This window comes from Acinetobacter sp. V110_1 (assembly GCF_031798975.1).
Lineage (GTDB): Bacteria > Pseudomonadota > Gammaproteobacteria > Pseudomonadales > Moraxellaceae > Acinetobacter > Acinetobacter nosocomialis_A.
Window position 1 is genome coordinate 48,305 of sequence record NZ_JAVQNN010000015.1, and the last position, 16,511, is coordinate 64,815.

At 40.0% G+C, this 16,511-nt stretch carries 13 protein-coding genes; 5 read left to right on the forward strand and 8 right to left on the reverse strand.

Features of this window, described 5'->3' with window-relative positions:
* Window positions 1–14: 14 nt before the first annotated feature.
* From RMA95_RS04850 to dxs, 6 genes are all read right to left on the reverse strand, one after another.
* Window positions 15–698, reverse strand: a complete 684-nt coding sequence (locus RMA95_RS04850) for an outer membrane lipid asymmetry maintenance protein MlaD (protein ID WP_263614667.1) — start codon at window positions 696–698, stop codon at window positions 15–17.
* Entirely contained in the window at window positions 698–1,474 is a 777-nt protein-coding gene (gene mlaE / locus RMA95_RS04855) for a lipid asymmetry maintenance ABC transporter permease subunit MlaE (RefSeq protein ID WP_004705340.1), read from the reverse strand. The genes RMA95_RS04850 and mlaE overlap by 1 nt, the downstream gene beginning before the upstream one ends.
* Entirely contained in the window at window positions 1,471–2,289 is an 819-nt protein-coding gene (locus RMA95_RS04860; RefSeq protein ID WP_004705339.1) for an ABC transporter ATP-binding protein, read from the reverse strand. Before RMA95_RS04860 ends, mlaE begins: the two co-directional genes overlap by 4 nt.
* A gap of 404 nt (window positions 2,290–2,693) precedes the next feature.
* Window positions 2,694–4,556 carry a DEAD/DEAH box helicase gene (locus RMA95_RS04865; protein WP_311069750.1) on the reverse strand — a complete coding sequence of 621 codons (1,863 nt, stop codon included), beginning with the start codon at window positions 4,554–4,556 and terminating at the stop codon, window positions 2,694–2,696.
* A gap of 410 nt (window positions 4,557–4,966) precedes the next feature.
* Window positions 4,967–5,797 (reverse strand): inositol monophosphatase family protein, encoded by an 831-nt coding sequence (locus tag RMA95_RS04870; protein ID WP_000433617.1) that lies wholly within the window; start codon window positions 5,795–5,797, stop codon window positions 4,967–4,969.
* Between the two features lie 121 nt (window positions 5,798–5,918).
* Window positions 5,919–7,823: a 1-deoxy-D-xylulose-5-phosphate synthase gene (gene dxs / locus RMA95_RS04875; protein WP_311069751.1), complete on the reverse strand. Its 1,905-nt coding sequence runs from the start codon at window positions 7,821–7,823 to the stop codon at window positions 5,919–5,921.
* A gap of 303 nt (window positions 7,824–8,126) precedes the next feature.
* On the opposite strand from dxs, the gene ribA reads away from it, so the two are divergent.
* The 3 genes from ribA (at window position 8,127) to aroE (ending at window position 10,775) form a co-directional block, all read left to right on the forward strand.
* Window positions 8,127–8,729: a GTP cyclohydrolase II gene (gene ribA, locus RMA95_RS04880; protein WP_001121170.1), complete on the forward strand. Its 603-nt coding sequence runs from the start codon at window positions 8,127–8,129 to the stop codon at window positions 8,727–8,729.
* Between the two features lie 127 nt (window positions 8,730–8,856).
* Window positions 8,857–9,807, forward strand: a complete 951-nt coding sequence (gene hemF / locus RMA95_RS04885) for an oxygen-dependent coproporphyrinogen oxidase (RefSeq protein ID WP_019457803.1) — start codon at window positions 8,857–8,859, stop codon at window positions 9,805–9,807.
* A 179-nt stretch (window positions 9,808–9,986) separates the two neighbouring features.
* Window positions 9,987–10,775 (forward strand): shikimate dehydrogenase, encoded by a 789-nt coding sequence (gene aroE, locus RMA95_RS04890; protein WP_311069752.1) that lies wholly within the window; start codon window positions 9,987–9,989, stop codon window positions 10,773–10,775.
* 47 nt (window positions 10,776–10,822) lie between these two features.
* Here the strand turns inward: aroE and RMA95_RS04895 are convergent, their stop codons facing one another.
* A complete protein-coding gene (locus RMA95_RS04895; protein WP_311069753.1) occupies window positions 10,823–13,168 on the reverse strand; it encodes a hypothetical protein in 2,346 nt (781 codons plus the stop codon).
* A 256-nt stretch (window positions 13,169–13,424) separates the two neighbouring features.
* Here RMA95_RS04895 and RMA95_RS04900 point away from each other — a divergent pair, with 256 nt between their 5' ends.
* A complete protein-coding gene (locus RMA95_RS04900; RefSeq protein WP_174747979.1) occupies window positions 13,425–15,248 on the forward strand; it encodes an acyl-CoA dehydrogenase C-terminal domain-containing protein in 1,824 nt (607 codons plus the stop codon).
* A 71-nt stretch (window positions 15,249–15,319) separates the two neighbouring features.
* Here RMA95_RS04900 and RMA95_RS04905 read toward each other — a convergent pair whose 3' ends face one another.
* Window positions 15,320–15,976 carry a hypothetical protein gene (locus RMA95_RS04905; RefSeq protein ID WP_263614673.1) on the reverse strand — a complete coding sequence of 219 codons (657 nt, stop codon included), beginning with the start codon at window positions 15,974–15,976 and terminating at the stop codon, window positions 15,320–15,322.
* A gap of 243 nt (window positions 15,977–16,219) precedes the next feature.
* On the opposite strand from RMA95_RS04905, the gene RMA95_RS04910 reads away from it, so the two are divergent.
* Complete coding sequence (locus RMA95_RS04910) at window positions 16,220–16,474, forward strand: PspC domain-containing protein (RefSeq protein ID WP_002052345.1); 255 nt, start codon at window positions 16,220–16,222, stop codon at window positions 16,472–16,474.
* The last annotated feature ends 37 nt before the right edge of the window (window positions 16,475–16,511 follow it).

Genomic DNA, 16,511 nt, shown 5'->3' on the forward strand with positions numbered 1-16,511 from the left:
CTTCAAATAATCTCTTACTCAACAAATGACGGCTGTGCGCTGCTGTCAGTACTTGCAGGAGCTTTTTCTTCTGCTGAGGATGATGAACCAGCGGCAACTTTACCTGCGCCACCACCAGTAATAAATTTACTAATTAAATCTTCTAAATCCATCGTTCCTTGGGTGTTAGAAATTGTATCGCCACGTTTAAGGTAGTTAAGACCACCACCCGGTACGATTTTTAAATATTTCTCACCCAACAAACCATTGGTTGCAACCATTATATAAGCATCTTCATCAATACTGGTGATGGATGACATGTTACTGATCAGTTGCTGTTCCATTGTTTTTTGTTGCGCTGGCGTCGCTTGCGTATAATCAGAACTATAACGTAATTCGTCTAAAGCATTTTTTTGAACTTCTTTTAACTGCTGAGCATTAAAACTTGTCAGTTTTCCATCAAGGTCAAAAGTTACTGTAGCTAAACGTGTAACTGGATCAAGCGTAATTGAATCAACACGGCCAATTGTTACACCACTCATCGTTACTTTAGCACGTGGTTTAAGTCCGTTAACGTTATCAAACTGAGCTTTCATGGTGTAACCTTCGCTCAAGTTTGTACCTACCAAACCACTTACTTTCATTGCTAAAAAGAATAAAGCGATACCGAAGATAATGACAAAGATACCTACGGCCAGCTCACTAGTACGTGATTTCATTAAATCCCTCCGAACATGACCGCAGTCAACACGAAATCAAAACCTAAAACACATAATGAAGAATATACAACCGTCCGGGTCATTGCTGTTGCAATGCCTTCAGGTGTTGGATCACATGCATACCCTTGGAAAACTGCAATCCATGTACAAAGTAAAGCAAATACAATGCTCTTAATGATGCCATTTACAACATCATGGCCAAATTGAACATTATTTTGCATACCACTCCAGAAGGAGCCTTCATCAACGCCAAGAAAATCAACGCCAACCATTTTGCCGCCAACAATACCAATCGCAGCAAAGATAACGGTTAACATTGGCAAACTGACTATGCCAGCCCAAAGACGTGGTGATACGATTTGCTTTAAAGGGTCAACACCAATCATTTCCATACTGGCAAGCTGTTCACTTTGTTTCATTGAACCAATTTCAGCAGTTAATGCAGAACCTGCTCGACCAGCGAATAATAAAGCAGCAACAACTGGTGCAAGCTCACGTAGTAGGGTTAAAGACACCATCGTGCCTAGCATTGATTCACTACCCACATTGACCAATATTGAGTAGCCTTGCAATCCGAGTACCAGACCAATAAATAAACCTGATACCGTAATAATAAGTAAAGACATTACCCCTACACGATGCATTTGATAGACGAAACGCCCAAAACCGCCCGATGAAGGTAATGAAAAAATAATCTGTAAGAGCATCAGTGCCGCAACACCAATCCCTCGAATCCGCTCAATAACGAGTCTACCTAACCAGGCAATCGTATTCATGGACGAACCTCGTTATCTAAATAAGCTTGGTGGCTAAACTGGTACTCAACCGGACCTTCTGCCGAACCGGTTAAGAACTGTTTTACAAAAGGAGAAGCATATTTTTGCAATTCTTCCGGCGTTCCCTCCCCTTGAATCTTTCCTTCCGCTACAACATAAATGTAATCAGCAATAGATAGGGTTTCGGAAACATCATGCGAGACAATAATGGTGGTTAAATCCAAAGCTTCACGCAACGAACGAATAAGACGAGTTAAAACACCTTTTACAATCGGGTCTTGCCCAGCAAATGGTTCGTCATACATGATTAAATCTGGATCAAGTGCGATTGCACGAGCCAAAGCAACTCGTCGATTCATACCACCTGATAACTCTGTAGGCATGAGCTGTTCTGTTCCACGCAGGCCAACAGACTCAAGCTTTAAAGCAACCAGTTCAGCAATCAAATTTTCAGAAAGCTTGGTATGTGCCCTAATTGGAAAAGCGACATTTTCATAAACCGACATATCGGTAAATAAAGCACCACTTTGGAATAGCATTCCCATACGCGCACGGGCTGCAAACAATTCCTGACGTGACATTTGTGCAATATCTTTCCCATCAAGCAAAACTTCGCCTTGATCAGGAACAAGCTGTCCACCAATCAGACGCAATAAAGTCGTTTTACCTGTACCAGATGGTCCCATGATGGCCGTAATCTGGCCTCGACGTATATTTAAACTAATATTGTCATAAATGACGCGTTCCCCTCGGTTAAAACTCAAGTTTTTCACTTCAATCAGTGACTGAGTCGAGAGAGGAGTTTTATTATTCATAATGGCAATCATTCCTGCACTTTTATGCCCGCATACTATAACACTGAATTTTGGGAATCTTGTTGTAATTTTGACAAAAGCAAAAGCAAGCTCATTTATAAATATGAGCTAGATTTTAAAAAGAAATTTATTGATTGAGAACTTGAAACTGATCTACGAAATGGCCAGTTAACAAAGCATACGCAAAATAGATTCCATTGCACAAAGCGAGTGCAATAAAAAGGTATGGCAAACCATGTTGAAGTAATAATTTACTCAACCATGCCAATGGAGTCTCTTTTCGCTTACTTTTACGCATTATTACAATAAATGTTGAACTATTTCACACTTTGTTATTTTATAACAAAACTGAAAAATAAAAAAGGCCAGTATGTTAACTGGCCTTTTTTTAAATCTTTTTAAGATTAACGGTCGAATTTACGACGCGGTTTATCATCAAAACTACGACGCGGACGATCTTCACCACCGAAGCTACGTTTTGGACGATCTTCGCCACCAAACGCTGGACGCTCACCACGTGGTTTGTCGTCAAAGCTACGACGTGGCTTGTCATTAAAACCACCTTCACGACGTGGACGATCTTCACCACCGAAGCTACGTTTTGGACGGTCACCGAAACCACCTTCACGACGTGGTTTATAGTCTACGCGGTTACCACGATTGTCATCATTTGAATCAAAACGAGGCTTATCGTTAAAACCACCTTCACGACGTGGGCGATCAGAGTTGAACTCGCGACGTGGACGATCTTCACCACCAAAGCTACGTTTTGGACGGTCTTCAAAACCACCTTCACGACGTGGACGATCTGAATTGAACTCGCGACGTGGACGGTCCTCAAAACCACCCTCACGACGTGGGCGATCAGAATTGAACTCGCGACGCGGACGGTCTTCACCACCGAATGGACGATCACCACGTGGTTTGTCATCGAAGCTACGACGTGGACGGTCATCACGACCACCTTCACGACGTTTGAAGTTGCTTTCGCCTTCAAAACGACGACCACCGCCAAAACCGCCACCACCACGACGACCATCACGACCACCGTTGCCGCCACGACCACGACCACCACCGTCACGACCTGAACGAGCAGGAGGTGGAGATGGCTCTAAGCCTTCAATTTCAGAAACACTTAAACGTGCTTCTAAATATTCTTCAAGTGCACGAATCTTACCGCGTTCACGATAAGTCGCTAAAGTAATCGCTTGACCTGTACGACCAGCACGACCTGTACGACCAATACGGTGTACGTAGTCTTCGTGCTTCATTGGTAAGCCGAAGTTAATTACGTGAGAAATAGTTGGTACGTCAAGACCACGAGCAGCAACGTCAGTTGCAACTAAGATCTTCGCACGACCTTCACGGATACTACGTAAACGACGGTTACGAACTGTTTGTGGCATTGCACCGTGAAGTGCAACAACTGAATGACCTGCTTCTGCAAGTTCTTCAGCCAACATATCAGTGTCTTCTTGAGTGCTTGCAAAAACTACAGCTTGATCTAAGTTTTCATCACTTAACCAGTGAGTAAGTAATTTTTTCTTGTGCTCAAAGCCATCAGTCCAATGCAATGTTTGGGTAATATCTGTATTGGTTGAATGACCTGTTTCAATTGCGATACGCATTGGATCTTTCATCATGCATGCTGCAAGACGAATAATACGATCAGCAAATGTTGCAGAGAACATTAATGTTTGTTTACGGTTAGCCGCTAATTCGCTAATTGCTTCTAAGTCTTCAGAGAAACCTAGGTCAAGCATACGGTCCGCTTCATCAACGATTAAAGCATCTACTTGGTCTAATTTAATTTGACGACGATTTACCAAGTCAAGTAAACGGCCTGGTGTTGCAACAACAACTTGCGCGCCTTTTAACTGTTGGATTTGTTTAGCAAACGGCATACCACCCATGATGGCAGCAATACGAACACCTTTCATGTGACGTACAAATGCGATTGCATCTTGGCTTACTTGTTGCGCCAATTCACGAGTTGGTGAAATTACTAAAATATTCGGTTGTGTTACAGCTTTCATGCGTTCTTTGAACGGAACGAAAGTTTCTTGACCTGCCAAGTTATTTAATGTCGGCAACAAGAATGCAGCAGTTTTACCAGAACCAGTCTGGCTAGAAACTAAAAGGTCTTTACCTTCTAAAGCTGCAGGAATAGATTGTTCTTGCACAGGAGTCGGGGTAGTAAAACCTAAACCTTCAAGCGCTTGTTGTAAGGTTTCATGCAAAGAAAATTCGGCAAAAGTTTTGCTCATAGAGAGTTTCACCCTAGTGGGTGCTCCATTTTTAATAAGTACAAAATAGACATCGGCACAAAGCGGCAAAGCAAAATTAGCTGAACCTTATTATTCAGCGGCAATCCGAGTAACGACGATGTGGATTAAACGCACGCTTGATTACGGCCGAACCTGAAGAATCGCTGAGCGATCGGGGCGCAAGAAATGGTCCTCTCTATGGACAGCGTGCGCTTACAATGAATAGAACAGAATGTTCAGGTAATGAACGGAAATTTAAGTGCGTGGGCGGATTATAGCAGAAAGAATTTAAAAGTCATGTGTTTTAATCAACTTTATCGTTATTTCTACTATTATTTGTATTTTACCGATCATTAAAAAGTTAAAACCCTCTATAAAAAGAGGGTCTTAACATTGAAAGCATTTCTAAATTATTTTGCAGCTTTGTCCCAAGCAGGAACAACTGTTTGCATTAATGGCTTTAACATTTTAAGTGAACATGCAATCACTTGACCATTTTCAAGTGAATCATTTCCACCACGAGCATCAACCACTACACCGCCCGCTTCTTTAATAATAAGCTCACCAGCAGCGATATCCCATGGTTTTAAACCAAGTTCAAAGAAACCATCGAAACGACCAGCAGCAACATAAGCTAAGTCGAGAGCAGCTGAACCACCACGACGGATTTGAGCACCCGCTTGAGTCACAGCTAATAATGAAGCAAAGTGCTGCTCTGCATAAGATACGATTTCACCAGCACGTTTAGCACGGTAAGGGTGACCTACTGCCAAGAATGTATTTTCTAAGCTATCTTTTACATTTACACGAATACGGCGTTGGTTCATTACCGCACCGCGACCGCGACTTGCAGAGAACAACTCGTCACGTACAGGATCGTAAATTACGCCGTGTTGAGTAACGCCTTTATGTTGAACTGCAATAGAGATACAGAAATGAGGGAAACCATTAATAAAGTTTTGCGTGCCATCAAGTGGGTCAATTACCCAGCACCAGTCTGCATCATGGCCTTTGCCTTCTTGCAAACCGAACTCTTCACCTAAGAAGCTATGGTTTTTATAACTTTTACGTAACGTATCAATCGTTAATTGTTCTAAATAACGATCTACACGTGTTACCGGGCCATCAATGCCTTTCTCTTCAACTTGCAAATCGAGTTTATGACGATTTTGATGCGCTTTTAAAAGCTCTTGACCAACTGTTTGAGCCGCACGCGCAGCCATAACCACCATAGGTTCCATTGAACACCCACTACAATACAAATTTGAAGATTTTGACAAAGAATAATGCATAAAAGCGCATACATTTTAGCAAATGAATGCGCTTTATGGGAAAAAATGTTTCAAAAATTTTATTAAAGGCTTAAACGACCTGATTTTGCTTAAGCCAAGCTCTCTCAATTGAGTTCAAAATACCCTTAGCATCTAGACCACAATCTTGCAGCATTTGATTATGCGAAGCCTGATGCAGGAATGAGTCTGGCAAACCTAAGTTAATGATAGGTTTCACAATTTGCTCTTGCGCCATAAACTCATTCACAGCACTACCTGCACCACCCATAATCGCGTGTTCTTCAACTGTCACGAACAAATGAGTATGTTCAGCCAAATCTCGAATCATTTGTTCATCAAGCGGTTTTACAAAGCGCATATTTACGACACGCACACCAACATCGTGTTTTTGTGCAAGTTGCTCGGCAGCTTCTATAGCAACCATGACACGGCTACCAAATGCTAGAACTGTAATTTGCTCATCACTATTTGGTTTAATTTCTACAACAATTTCAGCTTTACCTAATTCAAGAACAGTCATTTCTTTTTGAATTTCGACACCAACACCAGCACCACGTGGATAACGTACTGCGGCAGGGCCATTATAGGCATAAGCTGTATGAAGCATTTGACGACATTCATTTTCGTCTTTTGGCGCCATAATTACTATATTCGGTACAGTACGCATATAAGCATAGTCATATGCACCTGCGTGTGTTGGGCCATCTTCACCTACTAAACCAGCACGGTCGATCCCGAAAGTTACATCAAGATTCTGTAATGCAACATCATGAATAAGTTGATCGTAACCACGCTGCAAGAATGTCGAATAAATTGCAACAACAGGTTTTAGGCCTTCACATGCCATACCCGCTGCAAGCGTCACAGCATGCTGCTCTGCAATGGCTACATCAAAGAAACGTTGTGGGAATTGCTTGGCAAACTTAACCATGCCCGAGCCTTCACACATGGCAGGCGTGATCGCAAGTAAACGCTCATCTTGAGCAGCTTCGTCACACAACCATTCACCAAAGACATCGGAATACTTTGGCGGTGTTTTACCGCCTGAAGCAGCATTAATTTTGCCAATCGCATGATAAGTGATCGGGTCAGCTTCCGCTGGAGCAAAGCCTTTGCCTTTTTTAGTATAAACGTGAACTAAACGTGGGCCTTTACGTTTTTTAAGCGCATTGAACACTTGAACCAACTGAGTAACGTCGTGCCCATCAAATGGCCCAAAATAATCAAAACCAATTGCTTTAAATAGATTATCTGCTGCATCAGTTGCTGATTGGTGTAACCGAGAGTTATAGGTCCATTTTGGGTGAGGTTGAATGTAAGCCTCACCATGTTCATCTACATTGACTAAATGACCTTTTTCCCAAATTGCAGCTAAATGTTTAGCAAAGCCACCAGTACTACAAGAAATTGACATGTCATTGTCATTAAGTACAACAATCAAGTCAGCATCATGTGCGACAGCATCGTTCATGGCTTCAAATGCCATGCCTGCAGTCATTGCACCATCACCCACAATACAAACAACTTCACATGGGTCATTTTGATAGCGGCGTGCAAGTGACATACCCAAGCCAGCTGAAATGGCTGTTGATGAATGCCCTACCCCAAAGGTATCAAAAACCGATTCTTCTCTAGCAGGGAAAGCTGCTAAACCATTTTTTGAACGGATAGTTGTAATTTGTTCACGGCGACCAGTCAGGATTTTATGTGGATATGCTTGATGACCCACATCCCAAACTAAACGGTCATTTGGTGTATTAAAGCAATAATGCAGCGCAACCGTCAGCTCAACCACGCCGAGGTTAGCACCGAAATGGCCACCACTCTGGCCTGCTGCATATAAAATATATTGACGCAACTCATCAGCCACTTGAACCAGTTGACTATGCTCGAGCTGACGTAATTGTTGAGGATGATCAATTGCATCTAACAATGGCGTAACAGGGCGTTGAGTTGGAATTTCGGTATACAACATATGTGGCAAAGCCTTTATAAGCCTGGCAAATCCTAAGCTGGGTCAAAATGGGTCGATCATACAATCGAATGAAGTCACCTTCAATCAGCCACATTTGCGAACGAGATCATGCAAAGCAGTCTCTCATACATTATGGGTATGGTTGGCAGATTATCCTGAATAATCTGACTATTTATCAACTATTATCGTCTTCTTTATACAAAAAAGAAAACCTTAGTGTGCAAAATGATTATGACAATTCGACCAATCTCCCAGCATTACGCTATACTTTAAACCGTTTTCGGTTAAAAGATGAGTTAATCTGTGCCTATAGAGTTCATTGCAACATCAAAACTCCCGACCGCTTTTGGTGAATTCAATATTTCTGTGTTTCAAGATCCAGCAACAGGTGAAGAACATGTGGCACTTTCTAAAGGGTTAGAAAATCCGCCAACAGGCCCTGTTTTAGTCCGTGTACATTCTGAATGTTTAACAGGTGATGCTTTTGCATCATTAAAATGTGATTGTGGCCCACAACTACAAGCCACTCAAAAACTCATCAATGAAGCAGGACAAGGCGTAATTCTATATTTACGCCAAGAAGGTCGTGGAATTGGTTTAACCAATAAAATTCGTGCTTATGCCCTACAAGATCAGGGACACGATACTGTAGATGCTAATTTACTACTGAATTTACCTGCCGATGCACGTCGTTACGATATGTGTAGCATTATGCTCGACCACTTAAAAGTAAAAGAAGTGAAGTTAATTACCAATAATCCTTTGAAAATTCAGGCACTCAAAGATCAAGGTATTAACGTTGTAGACCGTGTACCGTTAACCGTAGGTCGTAATCCTTTTAATGAACAATATTTAAAAACCAAGCGTGAAAGAATGGATCACCTTTATCAAAAAGATGATTTTTGATTTCAGGTGTAAAGTTTAAAAACAATGTTTAAGGGATTTTTTCAAGATTTAGAAAAAATCCCTTACTTTTTTTATGGTTTTATGTTTTGATGTATTTAATTTATATCAATCATCTTTGAGGGTCATTATGCAACATCCGACTTCCACAGATATTCAACGTGTCCGCGAATTTCTCCTCGATTTACAAGCCCGTATTTGCGCTGGTTTAGAACAACAAGAAAAAGCTGGCGGTGGTACGGCAGAATTTATTATTGATGATTGGGAACGCCCAGAAGGCGGCGGCGGTCGTTCACGTGTGCTGCAAAATGGTACAGTGATCGAAAAAGGCGGTGTAATGTTTTCTCACATCAACATTAGCAAACTTCCAGCATCTGCTACTGAACGTCACCCTCAAATTGCAGGTGCTAAAGCTCAAGCACTCGGTGTTTCTTTAGTTATTCACCCTAAAAACCCAAATATTCCAACCTCTCACGCAAATGTCCGTTTATTCGTTGCAGAACGTGAAGGACAAGATCCAATTTGGTGGTTTGGTGGTGGTTTTGACTTAACGCCATTTTATCCAGATGACCAAGATGTTTTAAATTGGCATCAAGCTGCTTATGACCTATGTAAACCTTTTGGCGACAATGTTTATAACGAACACAAGCAATGGTGTGATGACTACTTTTATTTAAAGCATCGCGACGAACAGCGCGGTGTCGGTGGTTTATTTTTTGATGACTTAAATTGCTGGGATTTCGAAACTTGCTTTAAATATATTCAAGCTGTAGGCAACGGTTATTTAAATGCCATTTTGCCAATTTTCGAAAAACACCGTGAACAACCTTATACCGAAGCTCAACGAGAATTTCAGCTTTATCGCCGCGGCAGATATGTTGAATATAACTTGGTTTATGACCGTGGTACGTTGTTTGGATTACAAACAGGTGGCCGTATCGAATCTATTTTAGTCAGTCTTCCTAATTTAGCTGCATGGTCTTATCGTCCTGAATGGGATGAAGACTCTCCAGAGAAGCGTTTAACTGACTATTACTTAAAACCTCGTGATTGGTTAGGTTTAAAAGAAAAAGTCGCTTAATTTTTTTGTTTTGGGGATTCTTTGGCTTCCACCCTAAAGAATCTCCTTTTTTATTTTTCAAGTTTTCTGACACCCTCCTAATATTTTTTCTTGTGCCAATTTGACTTATAGTGAGGCCTGCTGAATATTCAGTATAGGCTTTATCTGCTTTATGCCATTTTAAAATTTTGGATACAAGAATGACCAAACAGTTTGCAGTAATTGGCAACCCGATCGAACAATCACGCTCTCCTGAATTGCATCATGCTTTCGCTGAAAAAACAGGTGTTGATCTCGACTATCAAAAACGTCTTGCCCCTCTCGATGGCTTTGAATCAAGCATGCGTAGTTTCTTTGCAGAGGGCGGAAGTGGTATGAACGTTACCGTTCCGTTTAAAGAGCAAGCTTTTGCTTTATGTGATGTGTTAACTGAGCGTGCCCAAATTGCTAAAGCTGTAAATACGTTATGGATGGAAAATGGCAAATTGCATGGCGACAATACTGACGGTCAAGGCTTAGTTGCCGCAATTCAAGCATTAGAGTGGAATCTTGAGAATACAACTATTTTAATTTTAGGGGCTGGTGGTGCAACTCGTGGTGTTATTTACCCACTTGTACAGGCTGGTGCTAAAAAGATTGTGATTGCAAATCGAACTCTGGCTCGTGCAGAGCAACTTGTAGATGACTTAAAAACAGCAGTTCCGCAAGCTCAACTACAAGCAATTTCCCTAAATGACTTAGAAGGGAATTTTGATATTGTAATTAATGCGACTTCTGCAAGCCTTTCAGGCGATGCTTTACAGTTACCTGAAAAATTACAATTCAAACATGCTTACGAAATGGCTTACGGCAAGCCATCTAGTTTCCTAGATCAAGCTAAACAACGTAATGTGCCTTATGCAGAAGGTTTTGGCATGTTAGTAGGCCAAGCGATTGAAGCTTTTTATATCTGGAATGGTGTAAGACCAGACTTAAAAGATTTCTTATAAACAAAAAAAGAACCTACTTAAAGTAGGTTCTTTTTTTATCTTATTTACTATTTTTTAGCAGCAACCATTTGCTTATAAACATCTCGGAAAATTTCATAATCAATAAATTCATTATGTTCAGGTTTTAATTTCTGAATTGTTTTTTCCGTAAGCTGTTGTTTACGAGCGGCTACATAGACATTCCCTAAAATATCAGCCGTTTCTGATAACAAATGCTTTTCTTCAGCAGAAACACCGTTTTGTTTTTCAAATTCTAACTGATACTGTTTTGAGAAAAGTTGAGCTGGCTGTTTATATTGTTTCTGTAGTTTCTGCCAAGCTTCACGCCCTGCTTTACCTTGTATAGTCTCTATTACAATATGATCTACAGCACGACCTAATTCATGATCAAACTGCTCATCTTGCTCAAGATGATGCTTTTGCTGTAAAGCTGTAATACGTTCTAAAGCCTTTCCTTGAGGATTATAAGTATCTTCCTCAGAGAACCAGTAAGCATAAACCTCAGCAATTTCTTGTAGCTGTTGAACAGAGTAATACTTAATATATGACGGTTTTTCGGCAGTCAATTTGGCAATAAATACTGCTTTATAAGTTTTGTCATAAGCATGCGTTGCATCATAGGTTTTATCTGCAAGTACAGCCAGATTTGTATCTAAATCTTGTACATCACTATGTGTGCCTACTGGATGCTCTAACACATCACCTTGACCAAGTTTTTCTCCAAAGCCTTTAATAAAGTTTTCCAGCATAGAGCCTTTACTTGCTTCAGCTACAGACTTGGCTTGTTTAAGTTGCTGCTGATCAATTGAGGTTGCTTTACCGTAGTTTAAAATTTGCATATCCGCTTTAATATTAAAGCTGTGTTTAAACTCAGCTGGCGTATAAGCAACATCATAAGTCATGTTCACTGCACGGCCTTTGTCATCTAAAGCTACATCAATCGTAATTGGATTTCTTTGCTTCGGTAAAGCTTGTTCAATCTCGGCTTTGTGTTTTAGCCATAGTGCTTTGAATGCTTCATCATTGATAAACTGGTTTTGGTTATAAGCTTCAAAAGTTTGTTTTAAAGCATCTCGGCGAGACTTGGTTTGAACTTTTTCAGCACTTGCAGCGCTTTGATCAAGCACATCTATACCGTAGACTTGGCAATAATTAATATCACCTAAAGCAACAGGTTCCTTCAGTGATTTTAATTCAATACATTGATCTTCAGTGAGGTTTACAACATCTTCAGCTTGTGCATCTTGTACACCATCTGCTGCTTCACTGACATCTTCGTCTTCAGAAGCCGAAGCATCTGCAGCTTCCGGAGCTTGTGCTGCCGCACTTAAATTATCTTCACCTTCATCATCTGATGAAGAAAGAGCACCATCAAAGTGTGCGTTGATTAAACTATATAGTTCCTGACTTACAGCAGCGGCATCATCCGAAGAAACTTTTTGTTCTTCTTTATCAGCAGCTCCTTTTTTCGCTTCAGCAGCAGCAAGCTCATTGGCTACTTTTTCTGCCATCTTTTCGTTGTCGAAACCTAAAACACTTTTTTGAAGGTACTTATCATTGACCTGACCATACAACTCAACTTCTAAAAGTAATTCTTCAATCGTAGTTTTTAAACGAATTTTATCAACAGCCCCAGCCTTACGATCAGTATCTGTCAGAGATACGCGTTGTAAGTTTTGCGGGTCAGCCAAACGATAAGAGACCGCACTAGATGATTTAACATATTCAATAAACTTCTTCATATCGACATTTTTAAAGAAGTCTTTGTACTTTGAAAAATCAATATAAGCTAAATTGTTTTGATTTTCTTTATTGACTAAATACGGCATTAAACCGAAGTAATTTACGTAAAACTTATAATTTTCTAAATCAAGCACCATTGGCAATTTTGCCTGAACCAATAGCGTTGGCTTTTCATATCTGGCAGTTAGGTTAAATGAGCCCATTTTTTGACGATAATGAATTGAGCCGTCATAGCTAAATTGAAGATCATTTAATAAATTAATTAATACGGCGTTTACTTTGTCAGAACGTGCTGATGAGGTCAGTCCCAAATCGCCTTGTTCATTTGCAATAGCTGCATATAAGGTCTGTTTCTGCGCTTTACTTAAGCTAACTTTTTGCTCACGTAGATACTGATCAACTTTCTTTTGTAATTCAGCATTAAGCTTAGGTGTATTTTCAGCTTTTGAGTTTTGCTTTATTTGTGATGGATCAACCGTAATTTTAAAGTTTCCGCGATAATCGTAACTTGGATATTCATACATCGCGTTAACGCTTTGAATAGCTTTTTGCTCTAAATTCGCAGATGCCACTTGTGGTCGCACACTGTGTTGCGCACATGCCGTCAAGCCCAAACTAAATAAACATAAACTGAGATATTTTAAATGCATAACCTTTTTTAAAACCTTATCGCTTTATCTTTTCAGCAAAACTTGCTAAAAATAAAAAATTAGTTGTTTTTTCACATAAAAGTATAAGACCTGACTTTATCAGAAAATATAATTTCCAGTGTATTTATTTTCGACAAAATTCGCTTTTCTGACATTCTTTTCGGGTGTGATTAACATTGTATTTTTATCATGCGAGTGAATAATCAAATCATCGATTGAGATAATCCCACAATGATTCAAAATTAGGATTAAAGCCATGCCAGCATATAAAGCTCCCTTACACGATATCCGCTTCTTAATGAATGAAGTACTAGACTACCCTGCTCACTATAAAACTTTATCAAATGGTGAAAGCGCAGATCCAGATACTGTAGATATGATTCTTGAAGGTGCGGCCGATTATTGTGAAAACGTACTGTCACCACTTAACCAATCTGGCGATGAAGAAGGTTGCCATTTTGACAACGGCGAAGTAAAAACGCCAAAAGGTTTTAAAGAAGCTTATGATCAGTTCGTAATGGGTGGCTGGCAAGGGCTTTCTTATCCTGAAGAATTTGGTGGTCAAGGCCTGCCAATGTCTTTAAACCTGATCAAATCAGAGATGATGGGTACTGCAAACTGGTCATTTACCATGTACCCAGGTTTAAGTTCAGGTTGTATGAACACTATTTTGCAATTCGGTACAGATGAGCAAAAACAAACATATATGCCTAAACTTGTTGAAGGTACATGGAGCGGCACAATGTGCTTAACCGAACCTCAATGTGGTACAGACTTAGGTCAGGTAAAAACTAAAGCTGAACCTCAAGCAGATGGTACTTACAAAATCACGGGTACTAAAATCTTTATTTCTGCTGGTGAACACGATTTAACTGAAAACATTATTCACATTGTGCTTGCGCGTCTTCCAGATGCACCAGCGGGTACACGTGGTATTTCTTTGTTTATCGTACCTAAATTTATGCCTACAGCTGATGGCGGTGTTGGTGAACGTAATACAGTGACTTGTGGTTCAATCGAACACAAAATGGGTATTCGTGCGTCTGCAACTGCTGTACTCAACTTTGACAATGCAACAGGTTACCTGATTGGTGAAGTAAACAAAGGTTTACATGCAATGTTTACCTTCATGAACACAGCGCGTATCGGTACTGCGGTTCAAGGTATTGCACATGCTGAATTATCTTTCCAAGGTGCTCTTCCATATGCTAAAGACCGTATGTCTATGCGTGCCCTTTCTGGTAAGAAAGATCCAGACAAAGTTGCTGATGCAATCATTCACCATGCAGACGTACGCCGTATGCTTTTAACTCAAAAAGCAATCGCTGAAGGCGGTCGTGCAATGATTTACTACGCTGCACAAATCGCTGACAAAATGACAGATGCGTTAACACGTGGTGATCAAGCTGCTTTTGAAGACTACGATGACAAACTTGGTTTCTATACACCGATCTTAAAAGGTTTCTTAACTGAACTTGGTTTAGAAGCTGCTAACCACGGTATGCAAGTTTATGGCGGCCATGGTTATATTAAAGAATGGGGTATGGAGCAAATCGCACGTGATGCACGTATTGCGACCTTATACGAAGGAACAACTGGCGTTCAAGCACTCGACTTAATTGGTCGTAAAGTGTTGTTAAGTTCAAAAGGTAAAGTAGTACGTGAATATACTGCTGAAATCTTAAAATTCTGTGCTGCTCACGCACGTAATAAATACTTACGCCGTTTTGCTTGGGACTTAACCAAGCTTTGTGCGCAGTGGAATACGTTAACAGTTCGTATCATGCTTGCTGCACGTAAAGACCGCGACATCGTATCTTCTGCTTCTGTAGATTTCTTGATGTTCTCAGGCTATGTCATGATGGCTTATTTCTGGGCTCAACAAGCTGTGGTTGCTTCTGAAAAATTAGAAGCAGGTAACGGCCAAGAAACTCCTGAATTCTATAAAGCAAAAATTAAAGTTGCTGATTTTTACTTCGACCGTTTATTGCCACGTGCACAAGGTCATGCAGAATCAATGGTGACTACGTCTCGTACACTTACTTCATTACCAGTTGAACACTTTAGCTTCGACTACTAATAATAAGTAAGTATTAAAATCAAAAGAGCGCAATATAAATTGCGCTCTTTTTTATTGAATTAAAATTAACTTTATTCTTTATTAAGCACATAGGCTTTTGTGGGAACAAAATAGTTTTGTTCTAGAAATTCACGATTTTTACCATAATCGCTGTAGAACAACTTCTCCAAATTTACGATTAATTTTTGTTTTGAAATAATATTAAAATAAAAATTAACATCTGATGTTGGACATTGAATTTTTAACTCATGAGCATCAGAATCAACTTTCCACGTCAAAGAAGGACATAATTGATTAATGGCTGCACTTTTTGCACCGTCTTTATTACTAATTCGGCCAAAATGAATAACATTCCAATACGCAGTACCATCAGGTAATAAATTTAAAATATATTCTGCTTCACCTGTTTCACAATCGGCAAAATTATCTTCACACGAAATACGAGTATGGTAGCGACCCGCATATTGTTGATCTGTTTCAGATAATTTTGACGTCTTATCTTGCACACCATCAGGCAAGAAAGTTCGTCCCGCGGCATCATCCAAAGTTTTAACCACAGTAGTACTTTTAACTAAACTATCTTCATGTTTAGAGGTCGTTGCTACCGCTGAGTGATCCTTAGAATCGGCATGATTTGCATCACAGGCACTCAGTCCTATACATAAAATGGCAGCCAAACCCAAATGTTTCATTAAAAGACCAGACGACTTCAAAGATATATACATCATTTACATACAACAGCAATGCTACAGTTCAAACTAGGATTCAAGAACGATCTCATCACTGCTACAAACACTTTCAGCCCCGAAAGAGTGCATTTTAGTTGATGTTGCTTTCATTCATTTAAACCATTTACATATTTTAACTATTTTTAGTTTTACCGGACTTTAATTTGCTAATTTTGACGCCATATTTCTACTAACCAAGGGAAATAAATATCCCTTGTCATTTATATATTTGAGGAGAACTACATGACCAATTCTGGTTTATATCGCTCGAACCGACAAAGCATGATCGCCGGTGTAATGGGCGGTATTGCTGAACGTTTTGGTTGGAACGCAAATTTATTACGCATTATTTTCGTATTGGTTTCGGTAATGAGTGCGGCTTTCCCAGGGATTTTAGTCTACTTGGTTTTATGGTTAGTCATTCCTAAAAGACAGCCTGAACAAGTACAAGGTTATCAACAACCTGTTCGTACTGTACGAGAAGAACAAATACATTAAATAACTTAGTTTATTTTGGTCGCTACGGTTGCATCCC